Below are 16507 nucleotides of genomic sequence, written 5' to 3'. Positions count from 1 at the left end.
TAATAAGGCAAAAGGGCACTCCGGTTGGGGTGCCCTTTTTATTTTATTAGTCCTGCCAGGCCGCACCTGGAAATAAGGTACTACCCCCGGAAAAGCTTTTTATCGGCCCAGAAGGTGCCGAAGGGAAGCACTGATACCACCAGTGCCAGCAGGCTTTTCTGCCACCTCCAGCTATGCTCCAGAGCGGCCTGAATAACCAGCAGCACATACAGCACAAACAGTACTCCGTGGGCCATACCCACCAGGCGCACGGCTTCCGGCTGCCCGGCCAGGTACTTCAGCGGCATAGCAATGCCCAATAAAACCAGAAAGGAAACGCCTTCCAGCAACCCAACCGCCCGCAGGCGCCCCAAAGAAGTCCGCAATAAAGAAACCAGCATCATACCTGAACTGAATGAAGCCGCAAGTTACGCCCCGACGGCTAAACCCGCACCAGCCGCGAGGTACATGTATTTTATAGTATATATTGAATTTTTAATAAAACCGGGCAACGTTTACCCTGGTTAGCGCATCTGCCTTTTAAATCTCCTATTCCTGTCCCCTACGCTACATGAAAACAACCCTTATCCACCCCCGAGGCTTCCTGCCAGGACTCCTGCTTTTGCTCCTGATGAGCAGTTTTTTTCGGGTGCAAGCTAGCTCTGTCGCCCCCGACAGCGTGGACACGTTCCTGACTACCATCATGCAGCAAAAGCGCATTCCGGGCCTGCAGCTGGCCGTTATGCGGCATGGCAAAATTGTGAAGCTGGGGCAGTACGGGCTGGCCAATGTGCAGGACTCGGTGCCGGTAACCCGGCAAACGCGCTTCATGCTCAACTCCATTACCAAAGCCTTTGTGGGCGTAGCGGCCATGCAGCTGGTGGAAGCCGGCAAGCTGGATCTGGTCGCTCCCGTGTCGCGGTACCTGACGGGCCTGCCCGCGGCCTGGCAGACCGTAACGGTGCGGCAGCTGTTCACGCACACCTCCGGCCTGCCCGACATCCTGCCCGAAGGCGTGCAGGTGACGGAAGAAAACGAAACTGCTGCCTGGGCCAAGGTGCAAACCCTGCCCATGGAGTTTAAGACCGGTGAGAAGTTCGCCTATAATCAAACCAACTACCTGCTGCTGGGCAAAATTATCAACCAGCTCAGCGGGCAGCCTTTCACGCAGTTTATTCAGGAGCGGCAGCTCAACGTGGTGGGCATGCCGCTGACTTCTTCCGGCGATGCGCACGACGTACTGCTGCACAGCGCCCGGGGCTACACATATTATCAGAACATTGATGGGCAAATGCGCCGGGGCCGTCAGCTCCGCAACATGTTTGAGGTGTTTTCGCCGATGCTGCGTACTGCCGCGGGCATGAGCTCTACGGCCGAGGAAATGGCCCTCTGGATGCTGGCCCTGCAACAGGGCCAGCTGCTGAAACCTGCCAGCATAACTACCCTCTGGACGCCCGGCCAGCTCAACAACGGCGGGCAGGATGGCTTCAGCCGGTTGCTGAACGGCTATGCCCTGGGCTGGCCCACCATTTCGCGCCCCGAGCATCGGGCAGTGGCGCCAGTGGGTGGTGGCCGCTCGGCTGTATTCTTCTACCCCGCCGACGACCTGGCCATTGTGGTGCTCACCAACCTGACGGGTGCCAACCCCGATACCTTCATCGACGAGCTGGCGGGCTTTTATATTCCTGATATGCAGTTGGCCACGGGCTTTGGGCTGCCACCCACCATTCGGGCGCTGCACCAGCAGCTGCGCCAGCGCGGGTTTACGCACGCCCAGGAAGCCGTGAAGCAGGCCAAAAAGAAAGATGCCAAGCTACAGTTGCCTGAAAACGAGGTGAATGCCTGGGGGTATTCGCTGCTGAAACAGAACAAGCCGCAGGATGCGCTGGAAATCTTCCGGCTGAACGTGAGCCTGTATCCGCAGAGCGCCAATGCCTACGATAGTCTGGCCGAAATCTACGCGGCTTTGGATAACAAGGCGCAGGCCAAAAAGAACTATCAACGCTCCCTCGCGCTCAATCCCAAGAACACCGCGGCGGCGGAGTATCTAAAGCAGGTAAACTAAGTCGTCCGGCAACCGGCTGGTGGGGCTACCCAGCGGTAAGTCCTTCCAGCCGGTTGGCGTCGTCATAAAGCGGGAGGGCGCCGGAGGTGCGGCCCAGCATTTTCTGCCGCCACAAATGGCCCAATGCCGGGCAGGCGGCCAGCGCGGCCGACAGCGCCAGGTCTTCGCGCAGCTCATATTTCACGCTGTTGGCGCGGGCCACCGTCCACTCAGGGTAGGGCCGCTCTATTAGCTCCAGCGTATCCTGCGCCGACACCCGGCCGGGCTGCAGCACGCGCATGTACCAGCCCGTGAAGCCTGAATCCTGCAGCCATTTGGGTAGTAAAGGCAGCTGCCAGCGCAAACCCAGCTGAAAGCAGGGCGAGCGGGGCTGTGAAATCTGAATCTGCGCCTCTCCCCACTGAAATACGTCGCCGAGGCAGACATCCTGCTCCGTGCAGGGGCCGGCCAGCGTGAGGTTCTCGCCGAAGCTCCCGGGCAGCAGGGACTGGCCCAGCCGCTCCGACCAATACCTATAATGGGTGCCGGGATACACGCACAATGCCTGATCGGGGCCACCGTGGGCTTTTAGGTTGGCTTGCCCGTCGCCGGCTAGGTTGAGCGCATCCAGCCACAGCGGTTCCGTAACGGCGGTTTTACGAATGCCCGTTACCCATTTTCGTGCCAGTGGGTTTGGGGCATCAGGCGAGCCTAATTGCTGGGGCTTGCCTACGGATACGGCTGCGAGCGGAATGGATAGAGGTGGGAACAAAGGCATAGATTGGATAGCAGGAGTAACAGGAAGTTCACCTAAAGGCTAGTCACAAGATTTAAGCTCGTATCAGTGAGGAGCTTTAATCTAAGTCAAGCTCTCGGTACAACACTGCTAGGCATTCATCAGCTTTTTTAACTGTTGACTCATATACAGAACTGTCATTCGAAGGCTCTTCATGCATTCCCCTTCCTGATATAGCAAGCTCTTTATTGCAGATAAAAGACATGTGAGCAATAAGTTCATCCAAATACTGCCTGCTCTTCTTGGTTAGGAATATTTGATTGAAGTCAACAGTGTCAGCAATAGCACTTCTATGCATTAATCCGCTGCCTTCTAAGTCGAAAAAGGGAGAGAATTCATTGCCCTGAATGAGAGCTATTTTTCCAAAACAATACTTTTTCAGTTCTGAAACCTTAATTGCTATTTGTCTGAAGCTTTCGACACGGTTTTGATATAGGTATTCTTTTCTTTTGGCTTTCGTGCCGAAGGAATAAGTAAGGAAGCTAGCTAAACCAGCAGAAATAAAGGGAGCTATTGTAAGGAAAATTTTAAAAAAATCCATTTGATTAAACGTAAACAAAAACCCCGCGCCAGCTAAAGCCAACGCGGGGTTTCTTATGAATTGGCAAGAGCCAAACTACTACATCCGATTGATAATCTCGTCGCCGAACTCGCTGCACTTCAGCAGGGTAGCGCCTTCCATCAAACGCTCGAAGTCATAGGTCACGCGCTTGGAGGCAATGGCGGCTTCGATGCCTTTATAGATGAGGTCGGCGGCTTCCTGCCAGCCCATGTACTCCAGCATCAGGGCACCCGAGAGGATAACCGAGCCGGGGTTCACTTTGTCCAGGTTGGCGTACTTGGGCGCCGTGCCGTGGGTAGCTTCAAAAATGGCGTGGCCGGTCATGTAGTTGATGTTGGCACCGGGCGCAATACCGATACCACCTACGATGGCTGCCAGCGCATCAGAGATATAGTCGCCGTTCAGGTTCAGGGTAGCCACTACCGAGTACTCGGCGGGGCGGAGCAGAATCTGCTGCAGGAAAGCATCGGCAATGCTGTCCTTAATGAGGATTTTACCGCTTTCCAGGGCCGCTTTCTGCTGGGCATCGGCTACTTCCTGGCCTTGCTTGGCGGCGGTTTTGTCGTACTGGCTCCAGGTGTATACTTTGTCGCTGAACTCACGCTCGGCCAACTCATAACCCCAGGTTTTGAAGGCACCCTCGGTGAACTTCATGATGTTGCCTTTGTGCACGATGGTCACGGAAGGCTTCTTCTGCTCAATGGCGTACTGGATGGCGGCGCGCACCAGGCGCTCGGTGCCTTCCTTCGAAACGGGCTTAATGCCGAACGATGACGACTCAGGGAAGCGGATTTTCTTCACACCCATCTCGTCCTGCAGGAATTCCAGCATTTTCTGAGCCTGGGGCGTGCCGTTCATGTACTCAATGCCGGCGTAGATATCCTCGGTGTTTTCGCGGAAGATAACCATGTCCGTCAGCTCGGGGTGCTTCACGGGTGAAGGCACACCCTGGAACCAACGCACGGGACGTACGCAGGCGTACAGGTCCAGCTCCTGGCGCAGGGCCACGTTCAGGGAACGAATGCCGCCGCCTACGGGCGTAGTGAGCGGACCTTTAATGCCCACCAGGAATTCGCGGAAGGCATCCAGCGTTTCGTTGGGCAGCCAGTTACCGGTCTGCTTGAATGATTTTTCCCCGGCCAGCACTTCTCTCCACATCAGCTGGCGCTTGCCGCCGTAGGCTTTTTCTACTGCCGCGTCAAACACTTTTACGGAAGCTGCCCAAATGTCCGGACCCGTACCGTCGCCCTCAATGAAGGGAATAATGGGTTGGTCTGGTACGTTCAGCTTGCCGTTTTTGATGGTGATTTTTTGCTCTGCCATTGGTATGTAAGGACTTGGGGACTTAGGGTCTTAGGTCTTAAGTTTAATGTGAAAGGATAGATGCCGGACCGGGCCGGAGTGACGGAGAGTTCTGGCCGCGGGTACTACAAAAACAAGGTGGGTGCCTATAAGGCGGTGCAAAGAAACTAAGAGCAAGGCCCTAATTCCTAAGCTCTGCCTTAATACCCGAAAATTTCTTTTAAGGTGAGCTGCTGCACCTTCCCGTATTTGGCTAATTCCGAGAAGTTGAGGCGCTCTTTCGAGCCAATAACCAGGATGCTCTGGTTCTGGCCTTTCACTTTGGCTTCCTGAAACTTCTTCAGGTCATCAAAGCTCATGTTGTACGTTTTCTCATACACGTCGCGGCGCAGGTCGTAGTCCAGGCCCAGGCGCTTGGCGCGCTCGTAGCTGAACAGGATATCGGACTTGGTGATGCGCTCCGTGGCAATGCTGTTGCGGATGGCGTTTTTGGCAATCTGCAGGTTGGCTTCGGCCACGGGCATATCATTCAGCAGCGTCTGCATGCCGGCCATGGCCTCGGGCAGCTTGTCGCTCTGCGTGCCGATGTAGGAGAGGATATAGTTTGAGCGGCCCAGCTTATCGGCATTGGCATACCGCGACGAAGCCGAGTACGCCAGGGCCTTGCTCTCGCGCAGCTCCTGAAACACGATGCTGCCCATGGAGCCGCCAAAGTATTCATTGTACAGGCTCACCGTAGGCACCAGATTCTTGTCGTACGCATCACCCTTCGTCAAAAACAGAATTTCGGCCTGCACCATGTTATAATCGACCCAATAGACTTTGCGGTCCTTCATAGGTTGCTCCACGAAGTCATTGTTAGCTGGAACAGGGGTGAGCGTGGCGGGTGTGCGGTGCTTATTTTCAAGAATGTCTAGTATTCCAGGCACCAGCACGCGGGTCTGAGGCGTTTTGGAATCTTGAGTGGGTGTGACTTCTTTATGCCACGTTTCCAACGAACGTGGCCCGTAATACAGTACCCGGTGCTCATATGTGGGCAGCTTCTGAATGAGCGACGTAAGCTGCTGGGGTTTCAGGGCCTTCAGCTGTTTCTCACTCAACTGCGAGGTGAAGGGGTTCTTGGGGCCATACTTGGCGAAGTTCACCATGGCCTGGCTCAGAATCACCTGCTTGTTCAGCTTGGCGTCCTGGCGGGCTTTCAGCACGCCATCCACCATGTTTTTCAGGGCCGCGGCATCGGGCCTGGGGTTGGCCAATAGACTTTCAAACAGCTCTAAAGCCGGCTCAAAGTTGTCGTCGAGGCCAGAGAGGCTCACGTAGATGCGGTCCTGCCCGCTCTGCACGCCAAAGGAACAGCCCAGCTTGTAGAACTCCTGCTGAAGCTGTGCCGCCGAGTATTTTCCGGCTCCCAGGTACTGTAAATAGTCGGCCGCCAAACCCAGGCGCGGGTCGTTGTTGGTGCCCATATCGAGCACGTAATACAAATCGAAGAGGTTATTCTCGGTGTTATGGGTGTAGAACACCGGCACACCCGAAGCCAGCTTCAGCTCCTGAATATCCTTTTTGTAGTCCACAAACACCGGCTTTAGCTCCGGCGAAGGCATTTCGGTTACCTGTTTGTAGAAGCCGGAAGCCACCTCACGGTTTACGGGCACCGGCGTAATGGCCGGCTTCACCACCTTTACGGTATTGGGGTCTTTGCCCGTGCGCTTGTACACGGCCACATAGTTGTTCTGGTAGTACTGGTTGGCCACGCGCATCACATCGGCCTTGGTAATTTTACCGAAGTCGTCAATCTGCTTGAGGTAGTCTTTCCAGTCCTGACGGGCAATAAAGGCCGATACAAAAGCACCGGCGCGGGCCTCATTGCTCTCGTAGCTTTTGGTGCGCTGCAATTTCTCGTTGTTGATGATGGCCGGAATCAGCCAATCCGGGAAGTCGCCCTTTTTCACCTTCGTCAGCTCGCCCAGCAGCAGGTCGCGCACTTGCGTCAGGCTCTGGCCCTGGCGCGGGGTGGCGTAGAGAATGTGTGAGGCGTAGTCGGAGTTAATGTCCGTGAATGAGGCAGCCTGCAGCACTTTCTGCTGCTGGTTCAGGTCTAGGTCAATCAAGCCAGCCTGGCCGTTGCTCAGAATCTTGTCAATCATGCGCAGCACCAGCGCATCGGGCGTAGTAGTGCCGGGGAAGCGGAAACCAAGCATGACGTTTTCCGCGTCGGGGCCTTTCACTTCCTTAACAATGGGCGCCGTAATGGGGTCTTCCTGGGCCACAGTAAACGTAGGTACCGGCTTGCTCTTCAGCTGCCCAAAGTACTTGTCAATTACCCGGATGGCCTGGTCGTAGTCCAGGTCGCCGCTCAGGGCTACCGCGATGTTGTTCGGTACATAATACTGGTCGAAATACTTCTTGATTTCCGTGATGGACGGGTTTTGCAGGTGCTGAATGGTACCAATGGTGGTTTGGGTGCCGTATTGGTGCTTGCGGTACAAGCTGGCATTCAGGGCCTCAAACTCCTTGTTGAAGTCGTTGTCGAGGCCGCGGTTTTTCTCCTCGTATACCGCCTCCAGCTCCGTGTGGAACAGGCGCGGCACCAGCTCACCAAAACGCTCGGCCTGAATGGCGGCCCACTTCTCGATCTGGTTGGAGGGAATATCCTCCTGGTACACGGTCTGCTCGTTGGCGGTGTAGGCATTGGAGCCTTTCGCGCCAATGGCGCCCATCACCTTATCGTACTCATTGGCCACGGCGTATTTGGCCGCCACGCTGGAGATGGAGTCAATCTGATGGTAGAGGCGCTTACGTTCGGTCTGGTCGGTTTTGGAGCGGTAGACTTCGTAGAGCGCCTCAATCTTGTCCAGCTCGGTTTTCTCGGCGGCCCAGTTTTGCGTGCCCAGGCGGGAAGTGCCCTTGAACACCATATGCTCCAGGTAGTGCGCCAGGCCGGTAGCCGTGCTGGGGTCGTTTTTAGAGCCGGCACGCACCGCCACGTAAGTCTGAATGCGTGGGGCGTCCTCGTAGTCGGAGAGGTACACCGTCAGGCCGTTATCCAAGGTATAGATGCGGGCCTTCAGCGGGTCGCCTTCTACAGTGGTATACTTATATTCCTTGGTTTGGGAAGCCGGGGCGGTAGCCGTTTCGGTGACCGAAGCAGCAGGCTTACTGGACTGGCACTGAGTTGTCAGGCCCAGCGCAACTACCGCCGGGAACAAAAGCAGAAAGGGTTTTTTCACGAGAGCAGAAGCGGAATTTCAGGCAGGAAACAAGAAATCAAAGATAGGCCGCCCGCCTTGTAATTAAAAGCCAATTTGGATTCTAGCTTGATAGAAAAGAACAAAGCCAGAATAGCTGATGGCGTGCCTAAAACCTCGTTATGTTATGCTTCGGCTAAAAGCTAGTTCCCCTCCTCAGATGAGGAGGGGTTAGGGGTGGCGTTGTTTACTGAAACGTCATGCAGAGCGCAGCCGAAGCATCTCGCCCGCTTCATTGGAGTTTACCACACCAGCGAGATGCTTCGGCTGCGCTCTGCATGACCACCTTTTGATTTATAACGGTAGGGCTTCGTGAAACGAAACAACGTCATTTACTATCCCGGCCTGCGGCCACCCCTCCCTAAAAAGGAGGGGAGTTGCGTTCTACTTCTTTGCTTCTCCTCCCTAAAAATCCGTGTCCAGGCCCAGGCGCTGGCGCATTTCTACCAGCGCGGGGAATTTCTCAGCCAGATACTCAAACTTATCAGCAGAGGTATAAAGCTTGCGGCCGGAGCTTTGCTGCTCTACTATTTCGGCCTGCAAGGTGAGGCGCGGGTAGCCGGTGCGGCGGCGTAGCTCACCCGTCAGCTCCGCCCGAAACTCGTTGAACACGTCTTCCTGCACCGGGTTATCAACGAGGAGCTTGATGACATGCTTTTCATCGGCTTGGATTGGGCGGTTCAACACGGTGTACACACTCATGCTGCTGGCTTTGTAGCTGTCCTTCAGCGTGGTCCAGGCCTGTTGCAACAGGGCATCATCAATGGTGGGCAGCGCGCCAGACATAGTGGGCGCATCTTCTTCCACAGCCGTAGCACGACTGGCCGTGTTTTCCCGGGCTGCCTGTTCTTTTATGCCGGCCAGGCTGGGTAATTTAGAGATGCTCCCGCTTTTGGCGAGAGAAGGCATGGGCCGAATGGGCGCCGCTACTACTGGTATGTCGCCGGGTTCGTGGCCAGCCACGCTGGGGCGGCCCGTTTCCACGTGCGGCGTGCTGTCCAGCACCTGGCGGTGCGTGGGCACCGGCGTAGGCGGATTCTCAATGCTGGGCGTATCGTGCAGCTCCTCTACGCCGTTGTTCACCGGAATCAGGGGCTCCGGATCGGCAGGAATAGCTTTGATAGGCGCAGCGGCTGTTTGCGAGTCGCTAGTGGGTTGCGGGGTTGCCGCTACGGGTGGTTTAGCCGGGCTACTGGCAGCAGGAGCGGCAACTGACGCTACACTAGTTTTTTTTTTCGCCTCGCCGTTGCTGGCGGAGGCGGAGCCTTGCAGGTCACGGGCAAACTGCACGGCCCCGTTAAGGTAGGCCAGCTTCATGAGCGTAAGCTCCACGTGCAGGCGTTGGTTTTTGGCCTGCTTGAACTCCCGGTCACATTGGCTCACCAGGTTCAGGGCCGAGAGCAGAAACGCAAGCGGCGCAGCCTGGGCCTGCTGCACGTAGCGCGTCCGAATGCCTTCCGATACTTCCAGCAGCTGCACCGTTACCGGGTCTTTGCACACCAGCAAACCGCGCAGGTGCTCGGCGGCGCCTACCACAAAATTGTGCAGGTCGAAGCCGTTCTGCATCACTTCTTCCAACAGCAGCAAAGCCGCCGAGAGGTTCTCCGTCAGCAGAGCATCAACCAAGCGGAAGTAGTACTCATAATCCAGAATATGCAGGTTCTGGATAACGTCTTTATAAGTCAGATTGTGGCCCGAGAAGGTCACCATCTGGTCGAACATGGACAGCGCGTCGCGCAGGCCGCCATCGGCCTTCTGGGCCAGCAGGTGCAGGGCGTCGTCTTCGGCTTGTACTTTTTCCTGGGTAGCTACGTAGCGCAGGTGGCTGCGCATATCATCTACCTTAATACGGTTGAAGTCGAAGATCTGGCAGCGCGAGAGAATAGTGGGGATAATCTTGTGGCGCTCGGTGGTAGCCAGAATGAAAATGGCGTAGCTCGGCGGCTCTTCCAGCGTCTTCAGAAAGGCGTTGAAGGCCGCGTTGGAGAGCATGTGCACCTCGTCGATGATATAAATCTTGTAGCGGCCGGCCTGCGGGGCGTAGCGCACCTGCTCCACCAGGGAGCGGATATCCTCCACGGAGTTGTTGGAAGCCGCATCCAGCTCGTGCACGTTGAAGGATGCGTTCTGGTTGAACGCCCGGCACGACTCGCACTCGTTGCACGCCTCAGCTTCCGCCGTGAGGCTGGTGCAGTTGATGGTTTTGGCCAGAATGCGCGCACAGGTGGTTTTACCCACACCGCGCGGCCCACAAAAGAGAAACGCCTGCGCCAGGTGGTTGCTCAGAATGGCGTTCTGCAGGGTAGTGGTTACGTGCTGCTGACCCACCACGCTGCGAAACGTGGCTGGGCGGTACTTGCGGGCAGATACAACGAAATTCTCCATACGACTAGCCACAAAGATACCGCGAAAACCCGGGCTTTGGAAGTGGGGCGTCGGCTGTAGAAAGTAGCCAATAGTGCTTGCTCCGGACTACTTTAAATGGAACAAATTCACCCCGCAGCAACGTTTATTCCCTGATGTGCGTACCTTCGCACCCCGCCTCTTGGGGCGGGTATCGTTCTTTCTTTTCTGGGGCTGACTGGAATTGACAGCTTGAGCAAGTCGCGAGTAAGCGTGTCGGGAGTTGGATGAATCTCCCGCTAAAAAGCCGTCCAAACAATAAATGGCGACTATTCGTACGCCATGGCTGCTTAGTCTAGGTACTAAGTAATGTCATCGTCCCGCACCCGTCTTCCTTCTCACGGGTGAGTTCGGGGCGTCGTAAGTAGTTAGGATAGTCTTGGTGGCGCTGTGATGCCAAGGCGAAACTCAAACAGATAAGGGGAAACCAAGGGCCTGATGTGCGCCTGGGCTCCCACGAAAATTTAAGCATAGATACACACGTAGAAAGCTCGACGCCTTCCTTGTCTGGACCAGGGTTCGAATCCCTGCAGCTCCACAAAAACCCGTTTCTGATCCAGAAACGGGTTTTTTGTTTTCTCGGGATATGTGTAGGAGTACATACCTCTATATTTTGCTCCTGTGCCTGTTTTCCTTTTTCATGTCTCAAGCGGAGAAGGGTATCTTGGCGTATATTTGTTTTACCTCGTCAGGTAAGTAGTTGCCAGCTCCTGCCTATGGGAAGGGCCGCCTCGTTTTTAAGTGAGGCGGCCCTTATTGTTACAAATGGGCCGGGCATAGGTGGGAAACGCTCTTTTATAAGCTGCCCAACCTGTCACGTTACCGAAACGACCGTTTGTAAAATGTGACAAGCTCCAGATAAGGTCCACCCATGCCTTACTTAAAGCACCGTTTCTTAAACTCTAGCTGTTTTCTTCCTGCTCAGCATTGGCTGGTCCTTCACCTATGGTTCGTAGGACCTGCTGCGCTTGTTGAACCACTTCCTGCCACTTAGGGTCGGCAAGTATCTCTGCATGCGACTCCGGTTCTTGATAGGCTTGGAATAACTGGTCGAGGAGTACCATTTCCTGCCGCACAGCGTGGTTCAACCCTGTCAGTTTCCATTCTGGCTGAGCCAAGAAGTCATCGAAGGCATTATCATCGTACAGGGTGGAATAGGTTTCCACAAAGGAAGACATCTCGGGACCAGCCCCCATCCATGCCCGTTGCTGAAAGGCCGTGTCTGCCACGTCACTAATGGCCCGAACTACTTGTTTAGCCCAAGAAGCATTTTCCATCATACGAGCAAGTTATTCCTCCTTTCACTCAACATTGAGAATCGACACAACACCTGGTGGCAAGCAGGGCGCTACACTGCCGGGGAGTTTAAGGAGTTAGTATACCATTCACTGTTTACGAAAGGGACTAAAGGAAGGCGTTGCGTGAACGCCCAAATGAAGCCCTGTTACTCGCCAAAGTACCACCATTCCAAGGTAGGGAAGGTAGGAGCAAAAACTACCACGATTCTCAGACTCGTCTGATACCTCACTTTATGTTAAGAGATAATTTGAAGATACCTTGTGAGTGATATAAGATGGGGGCTATAGCTTATGTTCAATTAAAGGGCTACCCATAATGGCAGACTGCTGCGGTCAACAGCGTGATGCCGCTAGTTTATCATCCCTTTCTCTATAGGCTTCTGTACCGGTATGTTGCTCCCGGATTTGCTCGCTATTTGCCCGTCTGCCGCTATCACCTTCACGCAAGCCACCTATATCGAGGTAGCCACTTCGATTGGCAGGTACCGCATTGATTTTATCAGCAAAGCGGAATTCCGATTGCGGAAAGGGACAGAGGGGGCCTTCGTCTACTTTGTGGAGCATCCGCTGCTTCTGGATCACAACGAACCGAAGGTAACGCTCCACCTAGGATCGAAACCAAGCAATCCGGAGGCATTGATAGAAGCTATTGAACAGTGCATAGCGCAAGTGAGCCATGGCTGGCGCACCTGGCGCTCCTATACGTTTCAACACCGGGAGGCCCCGCGCACCAGTATCCGCCATGGGCAAGGAATCCTGCTGCAGAGTGCTCCTTTATCCCTCGCGCGAAAGGTCATCTCCATCTGCCACCAACAGGGAGTCACCCTACGCTACTTTGAGCCGGAAGAAGTGCTGACTCCAGTGGAAAAACCGTATAGCGTTTTGTTCCTGGGTGTTGATTACGTGATTGCTCGTGGCTTCCGAGTGCAGCTGTTGGAGGCTGTCCGATAAGTAAATCATATGTATAGGGACAGAAACGAGAGGAGGAAAGGACTTTCTAGGAGCGCCTCATACAGAAAAGTCCTGTCTAGTCCATGTTTTGCTTCCTTCATCTGCTCGACATCCACAGATAAGCCGCACCGGTAGTCAATACCGGGGTTAGCCCGATCACCCAGTTGATCAAGGTCATATTATCCCGGTACGGCAGGCCACTGGTTCCGTAAGCTGCTACACCCAGGGTAGTCAAATAAACGGCGACCAGTACTGCTTTTGCGCATAGGGCACAGGGATCAGTAGCACCAACACAAAGAAGAGCAACAGGGACCCCAGGAAGAGGAAAACCGTGGCCAACACCTCTTCTCCATGCGCAAACGCGCACGTCGGCAGGAGCAGGAAAAACAGCAGGGCCTTCGTTCGTTGAGTCATGATCAAATCTGAGCGACGCTTATATCAGCCCTAAAAGGTGACTGGGGCCATGGGGTAATATTTCGGCAAATACCTTTACTTGGTAGGAAGTAGCTACTTATGTCGGCCTTTGCTAAGCTTGAGGGGGCCTTATTAATGATTAATGAGGAATTCAGCTATTGCGCGATTACCAATTCTACCCTTTTCTTAAACCCACTGTGGAGCGGTGGGCACCATTTGGGCCAACTGCCCCTGCTGCTCCAGTCGTGAAAACCGATTGGAGCATGAAGATTCCGTAGTAAAACGGATGGGAAATCCGTATTCTCTAGTTTTATTTTCTAGTTTTTAGCCACCTCCCCGGTCCGTTCGTAAGAGATTGTATTACCGGTAGTTGATGCTCTGCGCCCCTTCGTAGGAGAATCGCCTCGGGCTTCTGTCTCATTCGCCATTGCGGGTTCAGTTCTCTGCGGAGCAGGTAGAAGAAATGATTGTGCTAGGTGCGCCTTGCGGGTTCACCACCTGCTTTTTTTCAACCTCCTCTTAACCTACCTGGTCTATGTTAGCCATGAATTTTCGCGGGCCCTTCCGCATCCGTGCGGACCCGAAATCAAACACCCCGATTAGGCCATTGTGCGGGTGACCCACTCCTTAAATCTGCGGCTCGGACCTGCACCTCTACCATGGCCTGGTCCCCGACACCCGCGTGGGCATGACCTTCGATCATGAATTTACCGGCATAGGGGAAGCCGTCGACTCAGGCGCTGAAAAGCTAAAAGTCGGCGACCATGTGCTGGTGCCGTTCAACATTGCCTGCGGCAGCTGCCTGTTTTGCAAGCAGGAACTCTATGGCCATTGCCACGAATTCAACCCGGCAAAGAGAAGAAACCAGTGATGATGTCAGGGTAATATTATTGTTGAATTTTAAACAGTTCTTATGCATAATCATCGGCCAACTGATCGGCTCGAATATTTTAGTGATGCTGTTTTAGCTATAGCGGCAACATTGCTAGCCACTGAACTGCCTAAACCGGAAACCGAAACAGGCTTGCTACAAGAGATTGTCAAACAATGGCCTGCTTATGCGGCGTTCGCGGCGTCTTTCCTATTTATATGTATTGCCTGGTCCAATCATCACAATATGTTTATTTATATAAAACAGACGGACCAGTACCTACTTATACTGAATATTTTATTTTTGATGTTTGTTACACTTCAATCTTTTACCACCGGATTATTGGCTCGTCATGTAGGCAAACCAGATGAGCGAACGGCAGCATTGATATATCATGGCACATTGGTGCTAATGACATTTTTTTACAATTGTGTTTGGTGGTACGCAATTAAAAAGGATGAAATTTTGGAAGATCAGACTGATAAGAGGCTTATTCGTTTTCTAACAAAGGAATATGCAATTGCCCCTGCGCTGCACTTGGTTGCCTTAATCATCTGCCTGTGGAGCGTGCCTTTCAGCATTGTCCCTGTTTTGCTGCTGTACGTCTACTTTGCCTTGCCGCGACTTGGCGAAAAAAGGATGAAACAGGAAAACCTAACTTAGGAATAGACAAGCATAGAAATCTATTAATTTCTAGCACTTTAATAGACGAAATTTAAAGAATCATATTAATTCATTGAACCATGACTATGACTACAAAAGGATTACTCGTTCGTTTAGAGGCGAAACACGGCAAAGATGACGAGGTAGAAGATTTTCTTTCTTCTGCCCTTCCATTAGTACGGCAGGAGGCCGGAACAAAAGCCTGGTTTGCCGTTCGTTTTGGCCGGTCTGAATATGGCATAGTCGATTTTTTCCCTGATGAAGAATCCCGTGATGCACATCTTAACGGGGCGGTTGCCAGCGCCTTGCTACAAAAAGCAGATGAATTATTTGAAACCTCCCCGCATATCCAGAAAATAGAGATACTTGCCAGCAAACTACCATCCCAACCGCCAACTGAACCTAATACAAAAGGACTATTGCTCACCTTTAAAGCGAAAGAGGGCCACGAGCAGGAGGTGGTACAATTTTTAAAAGATGCCCAGCCTTTGGCCATGGCAGAAGAAGAGACTATTGCGTGGTTTGCCATCCGCCTGCCTAATGGTGAGTATGGCATTTTCGATGTTTTTCCTGACAATGGTGCCCGTTTAAAACACCTCGCGGGCCGTATTCCCCAGGAATTAACTAAACATGCGCTTTCGTTGCTTGGCAGTTTCCCGGATATGGATTTGCTTAAGGTTACGGCGGAGAATTTTAATCCTTGATTAAATTAAAAACAACCGGACTGCTTCGGCCGATAAAGACTATATCATCAGAGGCTCTGAGGAGGAAGATTTCATTGCTTCTCGTTCGGAGGATATTTTTATTTTCACCCAGGATGAAGGTTTTGCCACTTTATTCAAGTTCAAAATTATAAGTCTTGCTGGTAAAATTTCATGATGAAAAGAGTGGCCCGGAGGATAATGGACACTTTAAGTTTATTTATAAAAAGCAAGCATAGAAACGTATTGACCTGTAAAATTTCTATTGGTAACATTTCAATTAAAACTATCCACTCATGAGTACAAGTAGCAATCAATGGGAACAAGTGTTTTCAGATGATAACTACCAGCTAACCGGTGTGGCGGTATCAAAAGATGGTCGTTTGTTTACCTGTTATCCTCATGGCCCGGACCGCATAAATTTTGAAAGAAGTATTCTCCTAGGAATAGGAGCGGGCTGTCCTAAGCTATCCTAGACCGGTATTGCCGGCGCCTGACGCGTCGGGAATGGCATTCAGGCCCCAGGCTTTAGTTGCTGGCCAGCCAGTGGACGATATTCAGCGCCAGCTTTTTGTTGTCGGGGTTCACATTCATCCCGAATTTGGTGTTGTCCCGGTTGCGTTGGGCGCTGAGCATCGCGGCTTCGCCCAGCACCACCACTTTGCCCTGCCCCTCCTGGAGGGCCACCCCCTGAGACCGGCCCTTCGCCGACTGCGGGTGGTCAAAGGTCACCGTCACCCGCGTGTCGTCCCCGTCCTTGACAATGGCAGGTTGAGCCGTCAAATCATAGGCCGCATCGGAAAGGTTCAGAAAGGACAGGCACTGGTTTTCACACTTCAGCGACTGCCCGGTGAAGGTGATGACCTTCTCCACGCCCTGGGTGAGGGGACCATCGGCTAGTAAGTGGTTTTGCCGGGAAAATTCCAGCTGGCTTTCATCCTTCACCGCCGGGTCGTGGTACACGCTGTCCTGCACCAGGCCCTTTTGCATCTGCACGCCAAATTTCCGGGCCAGCCGTTCCACTGCAGCGCCCATGGGGAAATGGTCCGTGATTAAGAGCAGCCCGCCGCCCTGGCGCACCCACGCTTGAATGGCGGTGCACTCGGCCTCGGTAAACGCGGGCGTATCGTTTAAGTCGCCGGTCCCGCGGGCGTTGGCAATAACGTAGACGTCGAACCCGGCTAGCACCGCCTCGGTGATGGGTTGAGCCGTTGCCGTGACGACAGCCCCATCGTTGGTCAGCAGGGTAACGAAGGGCTGGTAGGTGCCCCGCGT

At 53.6% G+C, this 16507-nt stretch carries 14 protein-coding genes and 1 other RNA gene; 6 read left to right on the top strand and 9 right to left on the bottom strand.

Annotated features, from left to right (window positions below):
* Positions 1-80: 80 nt before the first annotated feature.
* Entirely contained in the window at positions 81-383 is a 303-nt protein-coding gene (locus Q4G72_RS14705; RefSeq protein ID WP_502213687.1) for a DUF3817 domain-containing protein, read from the bottom strand.
* A gap of 167 nt (positions 384-550) precedes the next feature.
* Here Q4G72_RS14705 and Q4G72_RS14700 point away from each other — a divergent pair, with 167 nt between their 5' ends.
* The gene (locus Q4G72_RS14700) at positions 551-2044 is read left to right on the top strand and encodes a serine hydrolase (RefSeq protein WP_303312189.1); all 1494 of its coding nucleotides are present in this window, start codon (positions 551-553) and stop codon (positions 2042-2044) included.
* Between the two features lie 25 nt (positions 2045-2069).
* Here Q4G72_RS14700 and Q4G72_RS14695 read toward each other — a convergent pair whose 3' ends face one another.
* From Q4G72_RS14695 to Q4G72_RS14675, 5 genes are all read right to left on the bottom strand, one after another.
* Positions 2070-2801: an MOSC domain-containing protein gene (locus Q4G72_RS14695; protein WP_303312188.1), complete on the bottom strand. Its 732-nt coding sequence runs from the start codon at positions 2799-2801 to the stop codon at positions 2070-2072.
* Between the two features lie 76 nt (positions 2802-2877).
* Positions 2878-3402 carry a hypothetical protein gene (locus tag Q4G72_RS14690; RefSeq protein ID WP_303312187.1) on the bottom strand — a complete coding sequence of 175 codons (525 nt, stop codon included), beginning with the start codon at positions 3400-3402 and terminating at the stop codon, positions 2878-2880.
* A 36-nt stretch (positions 3403-3438) separates the two neighbouring features.
* A complete protein-coding gene (gene icd / locus Q4G72_RS14685) occupies positions 3439-4704 on the bottom strand; it encodes an NADP-dependent isocitrate dehydrogenase (protein WP_303312186.1) in 1266 nt (421 codons plus the stop codon).
* Positions 4705-4883: 179 nt separating this feature from the next.
* Complete coding sequence (locus Q4G72_RS14680) at positions 4884-7913, bottom strand: M16 family metallopeptidase (protein ID WP_303312185.1); 3030 nt, start codon at positions 7911-7913, stop codon at positions 4884-4886.
* A gap of 423 nt (positions 7914-8336) precedes the next feature.
* Complete coding sequence (locus Q4G72_RS14675; RefSeq protein ID WP_303312184.1) at positions 8337-10316, bottom strand: DNA polymerase III subunit gamma/tau; 1980 nt, start codon at positions 10314-10316, stop codon at positions 8337-8339.
* 188 nt (positions 10317-10504) lie between these two features.
* On the opposite strand from Q4G72_RS14675, the gene ssrA reads away from it, so the two are divergent.
* Positions 10505-10875: a transfer-messenger RNA gene (ssrA, locus tag Q4G72_RS14670) on the top strand.
* A gap of 361 nt (positions 10876-11236) precedes the next feature.
* Here the strand turns inward: ssrA and Q4G72_RS14665 are convergent.
* Positions 11237-11614, bottom strand: coding sequence for an SCO4402 family protein (locus tag Q4G72_RS14665; protein WP_303312183.1), 378 nt, complete (start codon positions 11612-11614; stop codon positions 11237-11239).
* 408 nt (positions 11615-12022) lie between these two features.
* Here Q4G72_RS14665 and Q4G72_RS14660 point away from each other — a divergent pair, with 408 nt between their 5' ends.
* The gene (locus Q4G72_RS14660; protein ID WP_303312182.1) at positions 12023-12583 is read left to right on the top strand and encodes a hypothetical protein; all 561 of its coding nucleotides are present in this window, start codon (positions 12023-12025) and stop codon (positions 12581-12583) included.
* Between the two features lie 231 nt (positions 12584-12814).
* Here the strand turns inward: Q4G72_RS14660 and Q4G72_RS14655 are convergent, their stop codons facing one another.
* Positions 12815-12997 (bottom strand): hypothetical protein, encoded by a 183-nt coding sequence (locus Q4G72_RS14655; protein ID WP_303312181.1) that lies wholly within the window; start codon positions 12995-12997, stop codon positions 12815-12817.
* Positions 12998-13685: 688 nt separating this feature from the next.
* Between Q4G72_RS14655 and Q4G72_RS17960 the strand changes: the two genes are divergently transcribed.
* The 3 genes from Q4G72_RS17960 (at position 13686) to Q4G72_RS17955 (ending at position 15235) form a co-directional block, all read left to right on the top strand.
* Complete coding sequence (locus Q4G72_RS17960; RefSeq protein WP_502213686.1) at positions 13686-13868, top strand: alcohol dehydrogenase catalytic domain-containing protein; 183 nt, start codon at positions 13686-13688, stop codon at positions 13866-13868.
* Positions 13869-13910: 42 nt separating this feature from the next.
* Positions 13911-14531: a TMEM175 family protein gene (locus Q4G72_RS14645; protein WP_303312180.1), complete on the top strand. Its 621-nt coding sequence runs from the start codon at positions 13911-13913 to the stop codon at positions 14529-14531.
* A gap of 86 nt (positions 14532-14617) precedes the next feature.
* Positions 14618-15235, top strand: coding sequence for a putative quinol monooxygenase (locus tag Q4G72_RS17955; protein ID WP_303312179.1), 618 nt, complete (start codon positions 14618-14620; stop codon positions 15233-15235).
* A 525-nt stretch (positions 15236-15760) separates the two neighbouring features.
* Here the strand turns inward: Q4G72_RS17955 and Q4G72_RS14635 are convergent.
* Positions 15761-16507 (bottom strand): type 1 glutamine amidotransferase family protein (locus Q4G72_RS14635; protein ID WP_303312178.1); only part of this gene is annotated, 747 nt, incomplete at its 5' end.

It is taken from the genome of Hymenobacter sp. BT730 (assembly GCF_030542105.1).
GTDB lineage: Bacteria > Bacteroidota > Bacteroidia > Cytophagales > Hymenobacteraceae > Hymenobacter.
This window is presented reverse-complemented; position numbering and strand designations above follow the sequence as displayed.